Source organism: Enterococcus sp. CWB-B31 (genome assembly GCF_020567645.1).
In the GTDB taxonomy this organism is placed as follows: Bacteria; Bacillota; Bacilli; order Lactobacillales; family Enterococcaceae; genus Enterococcus_L.
The window spans coordinates 140,309-160,971 of sequence record NZ_JAJDJW010000003.1; the positions used below are offsets into that span (position 1 = coordinate 140,309).

The 20,663-nt window shown below is 39.9% G+C and carries 16 protein-coding genes, 1 other RNA gene and 1 pseudogene; 14 read left to right on the forward strand and 4 right to left on the reverse strand.

Translation table 11 applies throughout. The features are described 5' to 3' along the window. Positions 1-2: 2 nt before the first annotated feature. The 4 genes from LI954_RS04810 to LI954_RS04825 all read left to right on the forward strand — a co-directional run bounded on the left by LI954_RS04810 (position 3) and on the right by LI954_RS04825 (position 5,654). Positions 3-1,013: a sugar kinase gene (locus tag LI954_RS04810; RefSeq protein WP_229443843.1), complete on the forward strand. Its 1,011-nt coding sequence runs from the start codon at positions 3-5 to the stop codon at positions 1,011-1,013. Positions 1,014-1,088: 75 nt separating this feature from the next. Beyond that, positions 1,089-1,928 carry a 5-dehydro-4-deoxy-D-glucuronate isomerase gene (gene kduI, locus LI954_RS04815; protein ID WP_229443844.1) on the forward strand — a complete coding sequence of 280 codons (840 nt, stop codon included), beginning with the start codon at positions 1,089-1,091 and terminating at the stop codon, positions 1,926-1,928. A gap of 324 nt (positions 1,929-2,252) precedes the next feature. Further along, positions 2,253-3,041: a gluconate 5-dehydrogenase gene (locus LI954_RS04820; RefSeq protein ID WP_202066189.1), complete on the forward strand. Its 789-nt coding sequence runs from the start codon at positions 2,253-2,255 to the stop codon at positions 3,039-3,041. Positions 3,042-4,043: 1,002 nt separating this feature from the next. After that, the gene (locus LI954_RS04825) at positions 4,044-5,654 is read left to right on the forward strand and encodes a CTP synthase (protein WP_229443906.1); all 1,611 of its coding nucleotides are present in this window, start codon (positions 4,044-4,046) and stop codon (positions 5,652-5,654) included. A gap of 106 nt (positions 5,655-5,760) precedes the next feature. Here the strand turns inward: LI954_RS04825 and LI954_RS04830 are convergent, their stop codons facing one another. Continuing rightward, positions 5,761-8,049, reverse strand: coding sequence for a PBP1A family penicillin-binding protein (locus LI954_RS04830; RefSeq protein WP_229443845.1), 2,289 nt, complete (start codon positions 8,047-8,049; stop codon positions 5,761-5,763). Positions 8,050-8,082: 33 nt separating this feature from the next. Next, positions 8,083-8,697: a Holliday junction resolvase RecU gene (gene recU, locus LI954_RS04835; protein ID WP_202065638.1), complete on the reverse strand. Its 615-nt coding sequence runs from the start codon at positions 8,695-8,697 to the stop codon at positions 8,083-8,085. Positions 8,698-8,759: 62 nt separating this feature from the next. On the opposite strand from recU, the gene LI954_RS04840 reads away from it, so the two are divergent. From LI954_RS04840 to nth, 7 genes are all read left to right on the forward strand, one after another. Then, positions 8,760-9,293: an SLOG family protein gene (locus tag LI954_RS04840; protein ID WP_202065640.1), complete on the forward strand. Its 534-nt coding sequence runs from the start codon at positions 8,760-8,762 to the stop codon at positions 9,291-9,293. Between the two features lie 93 nt (positions 9,294-9,386). Beyond that, positions 9,387-9,803 (forward strand): cell division regulator GpsB, encoded by a 417-nt coding sequence (gpsB, locus tag LI954_RS04845; RefSeq protein WP_202065647.1) that lies wholly within the window; start codon positions 9,387-9,389, stop codon positions 9,801-9,803. 29 nt (positions 9,804-9,832) lie between these two features. After that, positions 9,833-10,204: RNase P RNA component class B (gene rnpB, locus LI954_RS04850), an RNA gene on the forward strand. Between the two features lie 327 nt (positions 10,205-10,531). Further along, positions 10,532-11,704 carry a THUMP domain-containing class I SAM-dependent RNA methyltransferase gene (locus tag LI954_RS04855; RefSeq protein WP_202066192.1) on the forward strand — a complete coding sequence of 391 codons (1,173 nt, stop codon included), beginning with the start codon at positions 10,532-10,534 and terminating at the stop codon, positions 11,702-11,704. A gap of 2 nt (positions 11,705-11,706) precedes the next feature. Beyond that, positions 11,707-13,218 (forward strand): carboxypeptidase M32, encoded by a 1,512-nt coding sequence (locus LI954_RS04860; protein WP_229443846.1) that lies wholly within the window; start codon positions 11,707-11,709, stop codon positions 13,216-13,218. A 14-nt stretch (positions 13,219-13,232) separates the two neighbouring features. After that, the gene (locus LI954_RS04865) at positions 13,233-13,952 is read left to right on the forward strand and encodes a DnaD domain protein (protein WP_229443847.1); all 720 of its coding nucleotides are present in this window, start codon (positions 13,233-13,235) and stop codon (positions 13,950-13,952) included. Positions 13,953-13,964: 12 nt separating this feature from the next. Beyond that, the gene (nth, locus tag LI954_RS04870) at positions 13,965-14,615 is read left to right on the forward strand and encodes an endonuclease III (protein WP_202065655.1); all 651 of its coding nucleotides are present in this window, start codon (positions 13,965-13,967) and stop codon (positions 14,613-14,615) included. Between the two features lie 127 nt (positions 14,616-14,742). On the opposite strand, the gene LI954_RS04875 is transcribed toward nth, so the two are convergent. Together LI954_RS04875 and LI954_RS04880 are read right to left on the reverse strand one after the other, a co-directional pair. After that, entirely contained in the window at positions 14,743-16,542 is a 1,800-nt protein-coding gene (locus LI954_RS04875; protein ID WP_229443848.1) for a glycerophosphoryl diester phosphodiesterase membrane domain-containing protein, read from the reverse strand. A gap of 745 nt (positions 16,543-17,287) precedes the next feature. Beyond that, positions 17,288-17,677: pseudogene (locus tag LI954_RS04880) on the reverse strand (TVP38/TMEM64 family protein); the annotation flags it as partial. 881 nt (positions 17,678-18,558) lie between these two features. On the opposite strand from LI954_RS04880, the gene rimM reads away from it, so the two are divergent. The 3 genes from rimM to rplS all read left to right on the forward strand — a co-directional run bounded on the left by rimM (position 18,559) and on the right by rplS (position 20,604). Continuing rightward, entirely contained in the window at positions 18,559-19,083 is a 525-nt protein-coding gene (rimM, locus tag LI954_RS04885) for a ribosome maturation factor RimM (RefSeq protein ID WP_202065658.1), read from the forward strand. Then, entirely contained in the window at positions 19,073-19,816 is a 744-nt protein-coding gene (gene trmD / locus LI954_RS04890; protein WP_229443849.1) for a tRNA (guanosine(37)-N1)-methyltransferase TrmD, read from the forward strand. Before rimM ends, trmD begins: the two co-directional genes overlap by 11 nt. Positions 19,817-20,256: 440 nt before the next feature. After that, on the forward strand, positions 20,257-20,604 hold the full coding sequence (gene rplS, locus LI954_RS04895) for a 50S ribosomal protein L19 (RefSeq protein ID WP_202065660.1): 348 nt from the start codon (positions 20,257-20,259) through the stop codon (positions 20,602-20,604). Positions 20,605-20,663 lie beyond the last annotated feature (59 nt).

The window sequence follows — 20,663 nt, forward strand, 5'->3', positions numbered from 1 at the left end:
CTATGGGAAAAGTTGTAACTTTAGGAGAAATCATGCTGCGGCTGTCTACAACGGCTGGTACAAGACTGGCTCAGGCGGAACAATTTTCAGCACACTATGGAGGCGGGGAGGCCAACGTTGCAGTTTCGCTGGCAAATTATGGACATCATGCTGTTTTTGCCGGCAAAGTACCGACAAATGAGCTAGGGGCTGCTGTAAGGAAACATTTGAACCGTTATGGAGTGGATACCTCTCAGCTTTTGATGGGCGGTCCCAGACTGGGAACGTATTATCTGGAAGCCGGTGTTGGTGAACGTGGGGCAAGCGTTGTTTATGATCGTGCCGGTTCAAGCTTTGCAGTAATGGAAACCGTTGAATGGGACATGGATCAGTTATTCAAGGAAACAGATATTTTTCATCTGTCCGGTATCACTCCGGCTCTTTCAATGAAGTGGCGAGAACTGACTATTGATCTTTTGAAAGCTGCAAAAAGTGCCGGTTGTAAAATCAGCTTTGATATTAATTATCGGGGCAAATTATGGACACAGGAAGAAGCCGGAGAAACAATTCGAACAATTCTGCCCTATGTAGATTATTGTTCGGCTGGGGGGCTTGATGCACAGCATTTTCTGGGAATTTCACCCTATGAAGATGAATCTGAAAAAGAAAAAGCCATTTATTATTATAAAAAAATGCAGGAAGCTTATTCCAATATCTCTGTCTTTTATTCTACAAAGCGCACGGTTCACTCTGCCAGCGTTAATGAATTGACTGGCTCAGTGTGGGCAGATAATACCTATTATGAATCGCAATGTCATTTGATTGATCCGATTGTTGATCGGGTGGGCGGAGGAGATGCCTTTGCAGGAGGGCTTCTTCATGGTCTGCTGAGCAATGACAACTATCAGGAGGCGGTTGATTTTGCAACAGCGGCTTCTGCTTTGAAGCATACTGTTCATGGAGATTGTAATCAATTCAGCAGGGAAGATGTTGAAGCATTTTTAGCCCTTGGATCAGGACGAATTATTCGATAAAGATGTTAAAAGATTGAAGCAACTGAATTTTTATTAAAACGAGCAGTTGGTTAACTATAAGAGGAGGATTTGCATATGCAAAACATGGAAACACGCTATACACACAGTCCGGAGGATATCCGTCATTACTCTACAGAACAGCTGAGAAATGAGTTTTTAGTGGAAAAAGTTTTTGAGCCAGGAGTGATTACATTAACGTATACACACAATGACCGTATGATTTTTGGCGGAGTGACACCTGCACAAAAACCGCTGGAAATAATTCTGGATAAAGAACTGGGCGTTGATTATTTTCTGGAGCGTCGTGAATTGGGGGTAATTAATATTGGCGGTCCTGGATTTATCGAAATTGACGGCCAAAAAGAAGAAATGAAAAAGCAAGACGGCTATTATATCGGTAAAGAAACACGTCATGTTATTTTCTCATCACAGAACCCTGAGGACCCGGCGAAATTCTATATAAGTTCAGTTCCTGCCCATCATAAATATCCGAATGTGAAAATCAGCATTGATGATATTAAGCCCATGGAAACAGGTGAACCCTTAACGCTGAATGAACGTAAGATTTATCAGTATATCCATCCGAATGTCTGTGAAAGCTGCCAGCTGCAAATGGGCTACACTATTTTGGAACCGGGCAGTTCATGGAACACGATGCCTTGCCACACGCATGAACGTCGAATGGAAGCCTATGTCTATTTTGATATGGAACAAGATACTCGTGTCTTCCATATGATGGGTAAACCGGATGAAACCAAACATTTGGTTATGGGCAACGAGCAGGCAGCGATTTCTCCAAGCTGGTCTATCCATTCCGGAGTGGGAACAAGCAACTATTCATTCATTTGGGCGATGTGCGGAGAAAATATTACTTATACGGACATGGATATGGTTCCAATGGATCAACTGAAATAAGCAGTACAGCTACAAAAATTTGAAATTATGGGTAACTCAAAATAATCTATAAAAACGCTGTGCTAAATAACCAGCTTACTTGACAGCAGGCCTCCAACATTGAGTATTCTGATAATAAAAAGTGCAATAAGAAAGCATGTCAGAATACCAATTTTAGCTAATAATGCTCATTGCAAAGTTTCGCTTCACTACGCTGGATAACAGATCTGCTTCGGCACGAGGGGGAGAAGCAGTGAAATGGGTGTAAATCGGACTGTTGTTAAGTTTTTAGAGAATTTTTTAGAATATATTTTGAAATACGAAACTATGAAAAGGGGTTTAATTATGAATTTTAGTATGGATAATTTTCGACTGGACGGCAAAGTAGCTCTGATTACAGGCGGTGTTTATGGAATCGGTTTTGAGATTGCCAGCTCACTGGCAGAAGCAGGTGCAACGATTGTCTTTAACAGTATCAATCAGGCTTCAGTGGATGAAGGTAACGAAAATTATAAAAAAGCTGGAATAAATGCTGCCGGATATGTTTGCGATGTGACAGATGAGAAACAGGTACAGGCAATGGTTGAACAAATCAAAGCTGAAATAGGGTCAATCGATATTCTGGTAAACAATGCAGGTATTATCAAGCGTGTCCCTATGGTTGACATGTCAGCAGAAGACTTCCGACAAGTAATTGATGTTGATCTGAATGCACCATTCATCATGTCTAAAGCAGTAATTCCTGATATGATCGAAAAAGGCGGTGGGAAAATCATCAATATCTGTTCTATGATGAGCGAGCTTGGGCGTGAAACAGTCAGTGCTTATGCAGCAGCTAAGGGCGGATTGAAAATGCTGACAAAAAACATTGCATCTGAATATGGACAGTATAATATTCAGTGCAACGGCATTGGTCCTGGCTATATCGAAACGCCTCAAACAGCTCCTTTACGTGAAGACGGACATCCATTCAACAACTTTATTTTGGGAAGAACGCCAGCAAATCGCTGGGGTACAACAACAGATTTGGCAGGTCCCTCAGTCTTTCTGGCTTCGAATGCTTCTGACTTTGTGAATGGACATATCCTGTACGTTGACGGCGGGATTCTAGCATATATCGGAAAACAACCTTAAATCGTTCAAACTCCTAAGTAAAAGAATAAATAGAAACAGCTGAACACTTGAGATGGTGTTCAGCTGTTTTTGCCAGTCCCACTGATGCAGGAACATCTAGTGGGATGGTATGCGAGCCGACAATCTGATGAATGTGTAAACATTCAATCATTTTTTGGAGGTAGCTGCCAGTCCCACTGTTGCCGGAACATCTAGTGGGATGGTATGCGAGTCGACAATCTGATGAATGAGCAATAATTCATTCCTGTATTAAAAGCTTGCTTCTACGAATGCTCGTCGCATGTTTTATGGTCATACAAGACAAGCTGTATGCGGACAACAGGTTACTAGTTAGTGCTGAATCAACAGCCAGTTGCAGTTGAGGTGCTCCTATACTGACAACCGAATTTCTTCTTCTGATAGCCTCTGATTGGCTTGAACTTGACAAGATCACTAAATATTTCAGCAGTTAGTCTTTATACTTTTGATGTATGCTTTTCCTTAGAAATACTGACCACTATTATTGGCTGTGATATAGTAAATATACTTCGGTGTTGTACTGAGTGTCGCAAGTATGATTTTCAGCGTACAGATTCAACTTATGCCAACTTCCCTGCATATGTACATTCTCATTATCGGGATGATTGCTGCCGGAACTGGCATAATCTTAAAAGGCTTTTTTTAAAAGAAATAAGTTATTTGCATTTCCAGCAGATTGACTGGTTTTGAACTGCTGTTTTCTGCAAGAAGGTATTTTTGAAGAATATTGAATCGAACCGCTTTTTGTAAATGTATAACCAATTCATGAGAAACGGGAAGGAACAATTTTTATTTTATTTCTTTTGATATTACTTGACCTCCTGATGATTTGCTTGTATTATACTACTTGGGCACCTTTGAAAAGGTCAGAAAATGAACAATGTACGCTCCCTATTCTTTTTTGAATAGGGGCGTTTTCTTTTTTATTGAAGAGGGTTCATTTTTCTCTCCACACTACTACTTATAGAAGGGATTTTTGTGAATATGACAAAATATATTTTTGTTACAGGCGGCGTGGTTTCTTCCATCGGAAAAGGGATTGTCGCAGCTTCTCTTGGACGCTTATTAAAAAATCGTGGCTTGAAGGTAACGATTCAGAAATTTGATCCCTACATAAATGTGGATCCGGGAACGATGAGTCCCTACCAACACGGAGAGGTTTTTGTAACGGATGACGGTGCGGAAACAGACTTGGATTTGGGGCATTATGAACGCTTCATTGATATTAATTTGAACAAGTATTCCAATGTCACAACAGGAAAAATTTATTCCGAAGTTCTTAGAAAAGAACGCAAAGGAGAATATCTTGGTGCAACGGTTCAAGTTATTCCTCATATTACCAATGAAATTAAAGACAAAATCATGCGTGCAGCTAAAATGACGGATTCTGATATCATTATTACCGAGGTTGGCGGGACAGTAGGGGATATTGAATCTCTGCCGTTTCTGGAAGCTTTACGTCAGATGAAGGCAGATGTGGGATCGGACAATGTAATGTATATTCATACTACATTAATTCCTTATTTAAAAGCTGCCGGTGAAATGAAAACAAAACCGACGCAGCACAGCGTAAAAGAGCTCCGCAGTTTAGGTATTCAGCCAAATATTCTGGTTGTCAGAACAGAGCTGCCAGTTTCACAGGGGACAAAGAACAAGCTTGCACAATTTTGTGATGTGGCTCCTGAAGCGGTGATTGAATCAAGAGACGTGGAAACACTTTATTCCATTCCACTGGCTTTACAGGCACAGAATATGGATCAAATCGTCTGCGATCATTTAAAACTGGATGCACCAAAAGCAGATATGGCAGAATGGCGGGCACTGGAAGAAAAAGTACTTAATCTTAAAAAGAAAACGAAAATTGCACTGGTTGGCAAGTATGTGGAGCTTCCTGATGCTTACCTTTCAGTCGTTGAAGCATTGAAGCATGCAGGTTTTGCGTTTGATTCCGACATAGAGATCGACTGGGTGGATTCTCAGAAGCTTACTGCTGAAAATGCAGCAGAGAGCTTGAAGAATGTTGACGGTATTTTAGTACCTGGAGGATTTGGCGACCGCGGAATCGAAGGGAAGATTGAAGCCATTCGTTTTGCGCGAGAAAATGATGTACCTTTCCTAGGGATTTGTCTCGGTATGCAGATGGCCTGTGTGGAATATGCAAGAAATGTGGTAGGTCTTGAGGATGCCGGATCAGCTGAAAACAATCCAAGTATTACTAATAATATTATTGATTTAATGGCAGATCAGGAAAATATTGAAAATCTTGGCGGAACACTGCGTTTAGGTTTGTATCCTTGCAAGTTGAAGAAGGGCAGTGTGACAGCGGATGTCTATGGAGAACAGGAAGTTGTTCAGGAACGTCACCGTCACCGCTATGAGTTCAATAATCAGTATCGTCAGATTTTTGAAGATACTGGGATGGTTTTCTCAGGTGTATCGCCGGACAATCGTTTGGTAGAGATCGTCGAGCTGCCGGATAAAAAATTCTTTGTTGGCTGTCAGTTTCATCCGGAATTAATTTCACGGCCAAATCGTCCTCAGTTGTTGATTAAAGGCTTTGTTGGAGCAGCTTTGAGAAATAAAGAGCAGAGATAATTTTGAATAGAATTCAAATCGAATAGAATACACAAAGAAACAGCGAACAAATCAGAAGCACGTGATTTGTTCGCTGTTTTTTACTGATTTTGTTCCCCTTTATCTGTCAACTGGGCTGTAAAGGTACTTGATTCTCCCCCTCAGCGGGGTCAGTTGAGCTAGTGGGTGTTGATGATTCTGTGGGTTCTGCTGATGACTCCGTTACTTCCGATGATTCAATCGGCGGTGTCACAGGCTCTTCAGAACTGGAGGAGCTTGTTGATGACTCAACCGTACTGCTCGATTCCATTGTACTGCTGGAAGAGCTTGGGATGGTTGAAGATGGAACGGTTTGCAGATTTTGTGCTCCTTTAACATACAATTCTGAGCCAATACGAATGACACTGTCGGGCATGACCCAGTCCTCGTTGGAAACATTTTGAGCCATATAAGTCATCATTTCCCGATAGACATCTGAAGCAATCGCATAGTAATCAGAATAGATCGGGGTTGACTTTTCATCGTAGCCAGTCCAGACTGAAATGGCATAATGGGGGGTATAGCCCACAAATGTACTGTCCGGAGCAATATTTGTTACACCAGTCAAACCCATCTTTGCAATTTCTTCATCTGTATAATTGGATGTTCCTGTTTTTCCTGCTTGGATTAATCCATCAATACCTGCATTAAAAGCAGTCCCTCCGGTAATAACATCTTTCAGCATATCAGTCATCATATAAGCAGTAGAATCTTTCATTGCCCGTTTACTTGCAGGCTGGAATTCATCTTCAGCTACAGAGTCATCCTGATAGACTACTTTATTAACATAAGAAGGTTCGTTATACGTACCGCCATTTGCAAAAGCGGCATAAGCAGCTGCCAGTTTCAAAGAGGAAACCCCGTATTTAACATCATTACCAGTATCGGCAGTATTACTTGATATCGCATTGGCATCCACGATGGGATTAAATTCAATCCCCAGCCCTCTAAGAAACTCTGCCACCTTGTCACTGCCGACTTCGTTAAAGGTTTGGACAGCAGTGGTGTTTCGTGAAGTCATTATCGCACGCCGCATGGTCATTGATCCGTAATACAGCAAATCTGCATTATAGACAGAAGTCGTAGTGCCGGCAAAAGTTGTCGGTTTATCTACCATGATCTGCCCGGTCGAATAATCCAAATACTCAATGGCCGGACCATAATCTGCAATTGGCTTCATAGTTGATCCCACATCCCGGTTTGTCCGCGTTGCCAGATTCAGAATCTGCTGTGCATCTTCCGGAACATTTCTTCGGCCAATTTGTGCTCTGACTTGTCCGGTGTTCACATCAATAACAGTGGTGGCAACCTGCATTTCTTCATCAGGATACTGTACAAATTCATCAGTATTGACAATATTATAGAGCTGTTTCTGAGCATCCATGTCCAGATTTGTATAAATATCAAGTCCGTCAGTATAGACATTTTTCCCGGTTTTTGCTTCAACTTCAGCAATCACCTCTGTGACATAGTTATCCACGATTTTACGATCTCCAGATGACTGAACCTGCGGCTGCAGTCCATCTTCAACAGGAGCAGCCTTTGCCTGCTCATATTCCTCCTGAGTAATTTTATCATTGTCTCTCATTGTATAGAGAACAACATCCCGGCGTTCTTTAGTAAGATCCGGATGGACATACGGATCATAATCATTTGGCGCCTGCGGCATTCCTGCAAGTAAAGCAGTCTGGGAAAGATTTAATTCAGAAAGGGGCTTGCCGAAATAAGTCTCTGAGGCCGTCTGCATACCATAAAGTCCGTTAGCCATATAAACTTTATTTATATAATAGGTAAGGATTTCCTCTTTGGACTTTTCTTTTTCCAGTTTGATAGCCATCCAGGCTTCCTGAGCCTTTCTTTTCAGTGTCTGATCAGACTCTTTTGTAGAAAAATAAGACAGTTTAATCAATTGCTGAGTCAGCGTACTTCCGCCTTGGAGTCCACCTGTTTTGACATTTGAAAAAAAAGAGCCTACTATCCGAATCGGATCAATCCCATTATGATTGTAAAACCGTTTGTCTTCCACTGAAACAATTGCATCTTTTAATAATTGAGGCACTTCTGTCGGTTGAATTGTTTCACGCTTTTCCGAACCGAGATCCTGAAAGACATTATTGTTTATATCATAAAGCTTGGAAGAAAGAGGATCACTTAAGGCACTGTCTTCCAGCGCCGGAGCATCCTTGGCATAGTACCAGAAGAGTCCGAGTCCGCTCAGACCTCCAAGAACCCCTAATCCGAATAATCCAATTAGTATTTTTACAAAAATTTTCTTTTTTCTCTTTGGCGGACCATCGCCTGCTGTTGTTTTATTCTGTTTTTGCCTAAACAGTGAACTAGAATGTTTTTGGGAACGTGATTCTATTTCGCTTGACATAATGACCTTCTCCTTCTTTAAAACGTAACAAAATTAATTTTTTTTCTGCAGATACTTATCCACTGCATTCAGATAAGGAACGCGTGGAGCAAGTCCCAGCTTAATCTCAATGCCTTCAGATTCGAGCAGCTTTAATGGCAGAGATTTTTTTCCGTTTTGCTGTTCTGTCCAAAAAACGAGCAGCTTTTCAGCACTTAAAAAGAAACAACGATTTAAAGAAGAAAACCATAATAAAACAAAACAGATTCCTTGCTGTTCAATACATTGCTTCATATGCTCGATTTGATGATTGTGAAAATTCTTAAATGGAAACGATGTCTTATTCCGTGTTTCTTTTGCTTCAAAATCCAGATAACGCCCATTGTATACTCCGTTATAGTCGGTTGTAGATGCCTGCCTGAAATAAGCTTCTTTAATTACTGCAGCACTTCGACGAGGGTAGTCCACTTTAACAATCTGCACAGGGGTCGGTTTTTTATGAATGACTGCGACTTTGTGATTGAGATAATAAACGTTGCTTTGGTTGATCTCTTCTTCAAAGTTCATCCCGCGTTTCCCGAAATCAACAGGGACCTTTTTTTCTTGTTTTTTTGTTTTAGATGCTTCATTATTATTGTAGGGAGCTCCATTTGGATAACGGAAAACCATGTCTATCACACTCCTAGCGATTATTATAACAAAAAAAGACCGGTAAGGAAAAGGAAACTCTTATGAACCCACTAAAAACCGTATTTATAACAGGTTACAGAAGCTTTGAGCTCAATGTATTTCAGGAAAATGACCCAAAGGCAGAGGTTATTAAAAAAGTGTTAAAAAGCGAGATCATCAACTTTTTAGAAGAAGGGGCAGAGTGGTTTCTTGTTTCAGGGAACCTTGGAATAGAGTTGTGGGCCGGAGAAGTCATCATTGCGTTGAAAAAAGAATACGAAATCAATTTGGGTGTTATCTATCCATTTCAGGGATTTGGTGAGAACTGGAATGAAAAGAACCGTCAGTTGTTGGAAAAAGTGGAGGGAAATGCGGATTATGTGGACTATGTCAGCCGTGCGCCGTATCAGTCGCCAGCACAGTTAAAATCACACACGAGCTTTATTCTTGAACATACACAGGCAAGTCTGTTAATTTATGATAAGGAATATCCGGGTAAAACATTGTTTTTTGAAAGAGAAGCAGAAAACTTCAGTGAAGCGCATTCATATGAAATTCGAATGATTTCAATGGATGATTTGCAAAATTTTGCTTAGGAATAAAGAATCTGTTTGATTTTCCTGTGATTTTTAGATACAATGAAAATGTTGAATTATGAAATCGAGTAAAGAATATAATGAGGTGTAGAGATGGCAAACTTAATATACAGCCCAAAAGAGATTTTACAAAAAGAATTTAAATCAAAAATGCGTGGATATGATCCAATCGAAGTGGATGAATTTTTGGATAATGTAATCAAAGACTATGAAGCGTACAACAAAGAAATTTTGGCTCTTCAAGAGGAAAACAGCCGTCTTTCTGCAAAACTTGATCAAAGTGCTAAAGTACAGCAGTCAATGCCTAGAAATACAATGGGTATGGGACAGGAAATGCCTAAGAGTGCTGCCGTAACAAACTTTGATATTTTAAAACGTCTTTCTAACTTGGAAAGAGAAGTTTTTGGAAAAAAACTGGATGATACACCAGTTGCACCTAGTCAGCCAATGCCGAGCTATGAACCTGTTCAGCAACAACCGGTTGATAATTCAGAAACACGTCAGTTTTAATCCAATACCCAATTGATTGATAGCCTGTAGTTTTCGGGTTACCGCGGTTTGATTTAGTCAGGCTGAGGAAAGTCCATACTCGCACAGACTGAGATGTCTGTAGTGTTCGTGCTTAGCGAAACCATAAGCTAAGGTACTCTTTTAGAGTAACGGCAGGAAAAAAGGCTAAGGCTTTTGCTATGTCTGAGTATCCTTGAAAGTGCCACAGTGACGAAGCAGTACGGGAAACGGTACTGGTGGAACGCGGTAAACCCCTCGAGCGAGCAACCCAAATTTTGGTAGGGGCACTCTTCTAAAGGAAATGAACGAATAGAAGAGGCAGAGTATATCTGCAGATAGATGGTAACCATTGCGTTTTTTTTTACCTGAGAAAATCGTGATACAGAACATGGCTTACAGAAAATTACAGGCAATCAGGTTAACCTTCCAACATTGTTGTGAAGGCTTTTTTTAAATCTAAAAGAGTTTGAAAGAAGAGAAAAATCAGTAGAATATCAACGAATAGAGCATTTTACAAAAGATTTAGTCAGCAGTTTCAGAGCTGATTGCAAGTTTTTGAAAGAGATTAATTATAGTAAAAAAACAGGATTGTGACAGGAATTTTCTGAATTCGCTGAGTTCAGGCAAATTTTCCATCATTTCCTGATTGTATGACCAAGTATAATAATAGAGGCAAACAGAAGATGAATAGAGAAGCTGTCTTTGCCAATGAAGAAGAGGAGAACAACATGAGCAATCAAACATATCAGCTTGTAGCGACTGCTGCCAGCGGACTGGAAGCACTCGTCGGCAAAGAATTAAGAGATTTGGGCATTCCTTGTCAGGTAGAAAACGGCAGGGCACGTTTTGAAGGGACACAGGAGACGATCGCTGTTGCTAATCTCTGGCTGCGCACAGCTGACCGGGTGAAAATTGTTGTCGGTGAATTTGATGCATTTAGTTTTGACGAGTTATTTGAGAAAGTAAAAGCTCTGCCTTGGGAAGATTATCTTCCGTTTGATGCAGAATTTCCTGTAGCCGGAAAATCAATTAAGTCCAAGCTGTACAGTACACCGGATTGTCAGGCTATTACAAAAAGGGCAATTGTAAATCGTCTGCGGGAGGTCTATCATCGCCCTGCAAGTGTACCGCTTCCTGAATCAGGTGCTTTTTTCCAGTTGGAAGTGGCATTGCTGAAGGATCACGTGATGGTGACCTTGGATACAACCGGACCAAGCTTGTTTAAACGCGGCTATCGAATTGATAAGGGCGGGGCACCATTGAAAGAAAATATGGCGGCTGCATTGGTGATGCTGACGAACTGGCGGAAAGACCGTCCGTTTTATGATCCGGTTTGCGGTTCCGGTACTCTATGTATAGAAGCTGCGTTGATTGGACATAATATTGCTCCCGGGTTTAACCGTGAATTTGCATTTGAGGCATGGGAATGGTTTGATTCAGCGGTGATTGACAAAGTTAGAAATGAAGCAGAAGCACAGGCGGATTATGATGTTGAGCTAGATATTGCCGGATCAGATATTAATGGACGAATGATTGAGATTGCCAAAGCGAATGCAGAAGAAATTGGCTTAGGAGATTCGATTCAATTTAAACAGCTTGCAGTAAAAGATTTCTCAACTACCAAAGATTATGGTGTAATGGTTGCCAATCCGCCCTATGGAGAGCGACTGGGCGAGGAAGAAGCAGTTAGAGAGCTATACAAAGAGATGGGGGAAGTGTTCCGTCCATTGAAAACCTGGAGCAAATATATTTTGACCAGTGATTTGTCTTTCGAACAATACTACGGTGCAAAAGCAACAAAAAAGAGAAAGTTATATAATGGTGCACTGCGGACTGATTTGTTCCAGTACTGGGGCGAGCGTCCACCCAGAAAACCAAGAGATGAAGAGAATGAGGGATAGAAATGGATGAAAAATTATTTCTTGAAGATATAAAAGAAATCGATCTGTTAAATCAATCTTTGGGATTGCTGGAATGGGATGCCCAGACGGGAATGCCTGATGCATCAAGCAGTTTTCGCGGAGAAACAGTTGGATATATCAATAAACTGGCCTTTGAAAAAAGTACAGGACCTGTCATTCAGGAAGCAGTTGCCTACTTCACTGAACATCCAGACGAGTTATCACAAACAGGTGCAGAGGTATTTAAGGAAGTAAAAGAGGACTATGAACGAAATCACAGTATTGCCCCTGAAAGAATGCAGGCGTATCATGCAGAGGTTTCAAATGCACATGCAGCCTGGCTGAAAGCCAGAGAAGAAAAAGATTTTTCTGTGATGAAGGATACAATTGGTCGTCTGATTGATTTCTTAAATGAGTTTATTCCTCATTGGCAGAAGGATGAAAAGACACCTTATGATGTTCTGCTGAACCAGTATGAGCCTGAGCTGACAGTAGAAAGGCTGGATCAGCTGTTTTCAGAACTGAAAACAGGGATTCTCTCTATTAGAAAGGCGATTGCGGAAAAGGGTATGGCTCCTCGAACAGATTTTCTTTCCCGTCATGTGTCGAAAGAGCAGCAGAAACGTTTCGTTGTTGAAGTAGCAAAACAGCTTGGGTATGATTTTGCAAGAGGTCGTTTGGATGATACGGTTCATCCGTTTATGCTGGATCTGAATCGAAATGATGCACGGATTACCACTCGCTGGGATGAAATGAACTTTACGATGGCTGTCTTTGGTGTAATACACGAAGCAGGTCATGGAATCTATGAACAAAATATTGATCCGAAATATGATTATACGCCGTTATCCACGGGTGCTTCCATGGGGATACATGAGTCACAGTCATTATTCAATGAAATTATTATTGGAAGCAATAAGAGTTTCTGGGAAAAGCAGTTTCCGCTGTTTCAGAAATGTACAGATGGACTATTTGATGACATTGATTTTGAGATGTTTTATAAAGGGTTGAAGGAAACGAAAGCGAGTTTGATCCGTATTGAGGCAGACAGTCTAACGTATCCGCTGCACATTATCATCCGTTATGAAATTGAAAAAATGATTTTTAACGAAGGTGTATCTCTAGATGAGCTGCCAACAATTTGGGCAGACAAATATGAAGAATATCTGGGTATTCGCCCTGAAAATGATCTGGAAGGAATTCTTCAGGATGTTCACTGGTCAGGAGGAAGCTTTGGGTATTTCCCTTCTTATGCAATGGGCTATATGTATGCTGCTCAGCTAAACCATGCACTTAGAAAAGAAGTTGCAGTGGATGAAGTCCTTCTTTCAGAGGATTACTCCCCAATTTATCATTGGATGACAGAAAAAATTCACCGGTTTGGTGCTTCTAAAAAACCAAATGAACTAATTTTGGCGGCAACAGGAGAAGAGCTGAAGTCTACTTATCTGGTTGAGTATATGAAATCTGTTTATTTTGATGTATATAGAATCAGTGAGCAGAGCCAGTCATAAAGGAGATGAATATCATGCTTTCGATTGAAGAGTATTTACAGGCTGGGGAAACGGTTGTTTCAAATTTGATCATTGAGAATTATCGAAAGATAGGACTGAGCGATGAGGAATTTTTGTTTTGGCTGCAGCTCTATCGTTCTCAATCCAAGGGGGACCTATTCCCGGATCTGTTATCAATCAGCGGTATCATGGATAAACCCAAAGAACGAATCTATCAGTTGTTAAATGAACTGGTTTCCAAGGGATACATTCGAATCAATACCAAACAGAATGAACAAGGACAAATGATGGACACCTATGATTTGCTTCCTGCTTTTCAAAAGATTGCAGCTGTTCAGCAGAAACAAAAGTCATTCACTGAACAGCAGACAGAAGAGCAGATCATTAATAAGCTGTACCGGGATTTTGAAAAAGAATTTTCGCGCCCCCTTTCACCGATTGAGTTGGAAATGATCGGTCAGTGGCTGGAAACAGATGGTTATAAACCAGAGCTTATTCACCTTGCCTTAAGAGAAGCAGTTTTGAATCAGGCATACAGTCTGAAGTATATCGACAGGATTCTGCTGGCATGGGAACGAAAAAATATCCAGACGAAAGAGCAGGTTATTGAAGACCAGAAGAAAAGAAAGCAGGCGCTGCAGCAGAAAGAAATTGAAGCAGAAACCAGCACAAATGAACCTTTGCCTAAAGTGACCCTGCATAACTGGCTGAATCCAGAAGACAGCCGGGACTAAAGGAGGCAATAAATGATTTCTAAAGCTAAAACAATGGAAGCCATTGGAATAATGTATGAGATGTTTCCTGATGCGGCGTGTGAGCTGAAGCATCAGGACCCTTTTCAGCTGCTGATTGCTGTCATTCTCAGTGCCCAGGCAACAGATGTCTCAGTAAACAAGGCAACACCTGCTTTATTTGCAGCTTTTCCAACACCTGAACTTCTGGCAGCTGCATCAATTGATGAGATTATCAGTAAAATAAAAACGATCGGACTGTATCGAAACAAGGCAAAGAATATCAAGGCCTGTGCTCAGCAGCTGATTGAACGCTTTAATGGAGAAGTACCGAAAACCCGAGAAGAGCTTGTGACGCTCCCGGGAGTGGGCAGAAAGACAGCAAATGTGGTGATGGGTGATGCGTTTGGTGAACCGGCTATTGCGGTTGACACTCACGTTGAAAGAGTCTCAAAACGCTTGAGAATCTGTAAGCTGGATGCCAGTGTAACGGAAGTGGAAGACACGCTGATGAAAAAAGTGCCGAAGCAGCTGTGGGTAAAGACACATCACACGATGATTTTCTTTGGGCGATATCACTGTCTGGCAAGAAATCCCAAATGTGAGGTTTGCCCGCTCCTGTATATGTGTCAGGAAGGAAAAACTAGGATGGCTGGGAAGAAGTAGAATAGCAGGTATAAGTACAGAAGAATATGAATGCCTACAGATACAATATCCAACCATCATAATTCAATAGCCCCATTCTCTAAACGCAGCTGCAAGGCTGCTGATTGGAGGATGGGGTTCTTTTTTATTATCCAATTCCTGTTATAAAGTAAAAGAGTTTATCAGAATATGTTGGTTCCGTTAAGTCAGTTCTTATCGTTTCTTTTAATAGTGTCATATTATCTGTAATGATTCCGTCTACTCCATAAAATATCATCCGGGTCATGGTACCTTCATCATTTGCTGTCCATGCATAAACCTTTTTGTCATCAGTATGAACGGCTTCCACAAAATTTTTGTTAAGAGTTGTATATTCCATCGTGAAAAAATCAACTTTGGAAATCGGCGGTCCGACAATATTAAAAGGCAGAATGTAGCCGACATAAAATTCAGGTTCTTTTTCTTTCAGCTTCTGAGCAATATCAAATGTCAAGGTATGGATAATATGTTTTTCCGATAAAATAATTTCCCGATAGTCTTCAATAAATCGATCAATCATATCGGGGCTGTCCTGTGAAGTCGCTTTGATTTCAATTAATAATGGCTGATGAAGCTTTTTAGCTTCTGCTAGATAGTCATCAAAAGAAACAACTGGTGCTTCCATGCCGTTTTCTACAACAGTCAGATTCTGGAGCTCGGTCAGAGTCAGCTGATTTGGTCGTTTTTTTACACCAGTGAGAGCTTTTAGGTTAAAGTCATGCATGACCACAAACTTTTTATCCTTTGTTTCTTGTATATCCATTTCAATATAAGATGGGTGTAGCTGGCTTGTTTTTTTTAACGCATCCAGGCTGTTTTGAACGGCATTTCCATTATCTACCCCTCTGTGAGAAATTGTCAGAGGCTCCTTAATTGAGTGGTTGCTTAGGTAGTTCGTATTATACGTTCCAACACCAATTCCGAAGATAACAGCCGCAGCCGCAAAAGCCATCACTTTGCCAAAAGACCAGTGAGGTTCTGTTTTTTCTTCTTGTTTAAACCATGAGGGCAAAGCAGGAAGAAAGCCTTCGTCATCCATAAAATCAATTGTGATATAGAAAATTCCAACCGTTGAAAAAACAATATTCAGCAGATACATTCCCTGTAAAAAAGTCATGGCGATAACGGCACTTGGCAATGCATAAGCAGAGAAGTGCGTTTCAATCGCTGACTGAATAACAAAAATCAGCGCATAGCTTAATGCTGATATTAAGAGGATGGTTCCTTCGATAAAGAGAAATTGTCCGATAATTTTGAAGAAGTTTTGTTTTGTACTGTGCCAGCTCTCGGTTACGGCTTCTTTAAAAGATAAATCTCGCAAAATCATTTCAGGTAATGCAAAAATCAAACGAATAGCCAGATAGATCAGTATCAGGTACAGGATAAGTACGGATGCAACAATGATGACACGATTGGCAAAAATATAATCTAGAATGAAAGCTGGAATTTTAATTTTGGAAAGCAAATCTGAGTTAAAGCCTAAACCGCTGATTGGCAGAATCAGAAAAAAATAAAACAGAAAAAACAAAATAGTACTTGCTTTAATTTTTTTCAGCTGATAAAAAGTGCCGCGTAACAGCTGTTTTAATGTAATTGGTTCTTTCTTTTTAATAAAAAAGACACTTAGCAGTAGAAAAGTAAATTCAAAAAAAACAATAACCAGAATAGCTGTCAGCAGTAATACCAGTGCTGTAAGAACAAAAGGATGTTTCTGAAAAAGAAGACCCAGTGCATCTGAAGATATGTAGTTAATGCTTCCCTGCCGCAGAATAAATTTTGTCAGGCTTGACAAAGCAGGTAAAAGAATAAAGAGCATAAAACCATGAAGTAAAAAGACATCACGAAAATACGATGTTGTACTTCGTAAAAAATCAATAATGTTAACTAAACTATTTTTCCAATAATTCATAAATCGTCCTTCCAATTCTCATCAAAATGGGGGAGGGGGGAGACATTAGTATGCCCAGCCTCCTAAAACCGAATAAACGGTATTTCAGTCTTTGTATGTCCCTGCGGTTAGCTATCTGCTATTTTAGGTAAATGTCTATGCATTCAACAGATCGTCGTTTCGCATACAGCTATCTATTTGTATATGGAATAAATTCTGACAAATTCTCTCCATCAGAGCTGCTCATACCATTCTATTAGCTGTTCCTGCAATAGTGGGGACTAGCAATGTCCTCCAATTCATTGGATGAATTTTATCAAATTCAATGGCTCGTCGGACACATACCATCCCACTAGAAGTTCCTGCACCAGAGGGACTGGCAATGCCCACCAATTCTCTGGATGAATTTTATCAAATTCAATAGCTCGTCGAACACATACCATCCCACTAGAAGTTCCTACACCAGAGGGACTGGCAATGCCCACCAATTCTCTGGATGAATTTTATCAAATTCAATAGCTCGTCGGACACATACCATCCCACTAGAAGTTCCTACGCCAGAGGGACTGGCAATTCTCCTGGAATTCCCTATACTAAAGAAAAGCCTTGTCTCTAGGAGTCTCACATTGTTTGATAATGTGTCTATTTGAAAAGGCGTTGGCAACGCAAGACAAACAAAGATTGTCACAACCTGATTCTTCCATTTAAAAAGCTGGGATTTTTTTCTCCCAGCTTTTCTTTCTATATTATTATAATTTTTTTCTGTTTAAAAGCCCAGTAAAGAGTTCAAGAAAGTTCCTCCATAAATTAATACCAAACTGTAAATAATAATGGAAAAGGGCTTAGCGAAAATCATAATCATAACAAACTTTTTCAATGTCATTTTTGTTAATCCTGCCATTAGGCAAAGTGCATCATCCGGTGAAAACGGAAAGAAGATTGCAAAAGTGAACAATCGCTCAAAGTGTTTGTCATTATCAACCCAGCCAATATAGTTATTATAGGTTTTATCACTGATCAGACTTAGAATCAATGGTTTTCCATATTGCTTGCTCAAAAGGAATATAATAACTGAGCCAATGAAAATTCCTACATAGTTGTATATAAATCCGGCAACTGGACCAAAAATTAGAACGCCTGCCGCACAGCTGATTCCTCCTGGAATGATCGGGATGACGACTTGAATGATCTGAATAAAGATGAATATCAATGGTCCGAGAAAGATTGAATCACCGACCAAGCCTCTCATAGCATTAATATCTTTAAAGACGCCCAGTTTAAAAAAGTAGATCGTTATTGCTATAGTTGCAAGGATTCCTAAAAAAGAAACCATTTGGATTATTTTTCTTGAAAGGCTAATACTCATCTGTTTCATCTCCCTGTTGTCATTGTGTCTCTATCTCGCTGTATTTATTGTAGCACTGTCAGCCTGCATAGTTGAGTAACAAAGTTGTAAGAACTCAATATCTAAAATCAGTATACCTTCTTTTTTTTAGCCGGACATCAAACTTTAGACCCAATTATTAAAATTGATTTTTATACTAATACTTCCATTTTACTCTAAAATAAGAAGGGGTGGAAGCGTTTTTAGGGATGTAGACACGACAAAAGCATGAAGAAATATTTTTTTGAAACTACAGAAAGGTTTCTGAAATATCTAAAATACATGATTATTGATCAGAAAATTTGAAATTGGTACGTAATAACCATGTATTTTTTTTATTGATTATCTGCTATCAACAAAAGTGAATGGGAAATAATAGAGAAATGTTGAATTCAGAAAATTAATGATCTGATTTTTACTATTACTTTCTTCATGCTTTTGCCCTGGGGATGTGGAACAAATGACTGAGACGGAGAAGAAATCATAGGTTGTTAGAAGAGAAAATGGAAAAAAACTGACGAATCAGTTTCTTCATGCACAGATCGAAAACCTGCGGATATATTCTATCTGAATTTTTAAGTGGGTTGTTCATAGTATTCAAGTAATAAAAATGATAGAATAAAAAAGATTATGAAGGAAATGAGGGTATCTAAGTGACAGAATATTTAAATGTTGGAAAAATAGTAAACACACAGGGAATTAAAGGAGAGGTCAGAGTGATTTCTCAAACAGATTTTCCTGAGCTTCGTTATAAAAAAGGGGCCATGCTCACATTATTTCAGGATGGGAAAAAGCCGATTGAACTTGTTATTAAAAGTCATAGAAAGCATAAAAACTTTGACATCGTCAGCTTTGAAGATCATTCAAACATCAATGATGTAGAAAAGTATCGTGATGGTATTTTGAAAATTGCGAAGGATCAGATCGGTGAACTGGAAGAAGATGAATTTTATTATCATGAAATCATTGGTCTGAAAGTGATAGATGAAGAAGGAAATGAACTTGGCAAAGTAAAAGAAATTCTTTCGCCTGGTGCCAACGATGTCTGGGTGGTTCAGCGTGTGAAGAAAAAGGATTTATTACTGCCTTATATTGAATCGGTGGTGAAAAAAGTTGATTTGGATAATGGAGAAATTATTGTTGAAATTCCGGAAGGACTGATCGACGATGAAAATTGATATCCTTACACTGTTTCCCAGAATGTTTGAAGGACCTTTAGGCGAGTCAATTATTGGTAAAGCAGTTGAAAAGGAACTGTTGAAGATCAATGTTCATAATTTCAGAGAGTATTCAGACAACAAGCATCAGACCGTAGATGACTATCCTTATGGAGGCGGAGCAGGCATGCTGCTTAAGGCACAGCCAATTTTTTCTGCGGTTGAAGCGATCGAGGAAGCCGCCCCCGAAACAAAGAAGCGGGTTGTTTTACTTGATCCTGCAGGCAAACCTTTTGACCAGAAAATGGCAGAAGAGTTTTCGAAGGAGGAGCATCTGATTTTTATTTGCGGGCACTATGAAGGCTATGATGAACGGATTCGGACACTGGTAACGGATGAAGTGTCGCTTGGTGATTATGTGCTGACTGGCGGAGAGCTGGGGGCGATGGTGATGGTCGATGCCACAGTACGTTTGCTTCCGGAAGTTTTAGGGAATAATTTATCCGCGCAAACAGATTCGCATTCAACAGGCTTATTGGAGCATCCTCAATATACCAGACCGGCAGAATTCAAAGGAATGTCTGTCCCAGAAGTTTTGACAAACGGAAATCACAAGCTGATTGAAGAATGGCAGTTGAAAGAATCCTTAAGAAGAACGTATTTGAGAAGACCTGACATGCTTGAGCAACTGGAAATGACGGATCAAATGGAGAAGATGCTGAAAGAAATTATAGTGGAAGAAAGCGAAGCTTAGTTAATGAATGGTCTGTTCAACTGAAAAAATTTCTAAGAAAATAATTAAGCAGTAAAATAAAGCTAAAGTAAGAGCACTTCTGACAGGAGAGGTTGTACCGCCGTTTATTCGGGGGTAAATGTGAAGAAAGTTTGGAACTTTATTTCTGTCTTACTCTCCTTCAAAAAACATTTGAATTTACCTCAATTTTTGAAAGTAATGCAGAAAATCATTGAACTAACAGTATTTCGAAGTGTATTTTATTTGTTTAGAAAACAGATTCTGTAACTGCTGATATAATAGGGAGTTTAGTGAGAAATGGGTAAAGTCAAAAAAACATTCTTTACATAGGAAAGGCTCTGTGCTACAATGTTTTGGTGAGCGCAAAAGTGTTCATCTATTACGATATTCCGCTGTGAAAGATTATTCATAAGAATATTTGGTATAAGGAGAAGGATAACATGAATCCATTAATTGAAGAATTAACAAAAGAACAACTACGTTCAGACATTCCGGCATTTCGCCCTGGGGACACAGTACGTGTTCATGCGAAAGTTGTCGAGGGTACTCGTGAACGTATCCAGATTTTTGAAGGTGTTGTAATCAAACGCCGCGGAGCTGGAATCAGCGAAACTTACACTGTTCGTAAAATCTCAGGCGGTGTAGGCGTTGAGCGTACATTCCCAGTTCACACACCACGTGTTGCACAAATCGAAGTAGTTCGTTATGGTAAAGTACGTCGTGCGAAACTGTACTACCTACGCGCATTACACGGAAAAGCAGCTCGTATCAAAGAAATTCGTCGTTAATTTATTGTTATTATCGATACGAAAACCTCTTGTATATCAAGGGGTTTTTCTTTTTCATC

Excerpts from the sequence above, each read along its gene's own strand:
- rplS (WP_202065660.1), top strand. The coding sequence starts at position 20,257 with ATGAATCCATTAATTGAAGAATTAACAAAAGAACAACTACGTTCAGAC.
- LI954_RS04855 (WP_202066192.1), top strand. The coding sequence starts at position 10,532 with ATGAGCAATCAAACATATCAGCTTGTAGCGACTGCTGCCAGCGGACTG.
- LI954_RS04820 (WP_202066189.1), top strand. The coding sequence starts at position 2,253 with ATGAATTTTAGTATGGATAATTTTCGACTGGACGGCAAAGTAGCTCTG.
- LI954_RS04825 (WP_229443906.1), top strand. The coding sequence starts at position 4,044 with ATGACAAAATATATTTTTGTTACAGGCGGCGTGGTTTCTTCCATCGGA.
- kduI (WP_229443844.1), top strand. The coding sequence starts at position 1,089 with ATGCAAAACATGGAAACACGCTATACACACAGTCCGGAGGATATCCGT.
- LI954_RS04860 (WP_229443846.1), top strand. The coding sequence starts at position 11,707 with ATGGATGAAAAATTATTTCTTGAAGATATAAAAGAAATCGATCTGTTA.
- LI954_RS04810 (WP_229443843.1), top strand. The coding sequence starts at position 3 with ATGGGAAAAGTTGTAACTTTAGGAGAAATCATGCTGCGGCTGTCTACA.
- gpsB (WP_202065647.1), top strand. The coding sequence starts at position 9,387 with ATGGCAAACTTAATATACAGCCCAAAAGAGATTTTACAAAAAGAATTT.
- LI954_RS04830 (WP_229443845.1), bottom strand. The coding sequence starts at position 8,049 with ATGTCAAGCGAAATAGAATCACGTTCCCAAAAACATTCTAGTTCACTG.
- trmD (WP_229443849.1), top strand. The coding sequence starts at position 19,073 with ATGAAAATTGATATCCTTACACTGTTTCCCAGAATGTTTGAAGGACCT.
- LI954_RS04840 (WP_202065640.1), top strand. The coding sequence starts at position 8,760 with ATGAACCCACTAAAAACCGTATTTATAACAGGTTACAGAAGCTTTGAG.
- LI954_RS04875 (WP_229443848.1), bottom strand. The coding sequence starts at position 16,542 with ATGAATTATTGGAAAAATAGTTTAGTTAACATTATTGATTTTTTACGA.
- nth (WP_202065655.1), top strand. The coding sequence starts at position 13,965 with ATGATTTCTAAAGCTAAAACAATGGAAGCCATTGGAATAATGTATGAG.
- recU (WP_202065638.1), bottom strand. The coding sequence starts at position 8,697 with ATGGTTTTCCGTTATCCAAATGGAGCTCCCTACAATAATAATGAAGCA.
- LI954_RS04865 (WP_229443847.1), top strand. The coding sequence starts at position 13,233 with ATGCTTTCGATTGAAGAGTATTTACAGGCTGGGGAAACGGTTGTTTCA.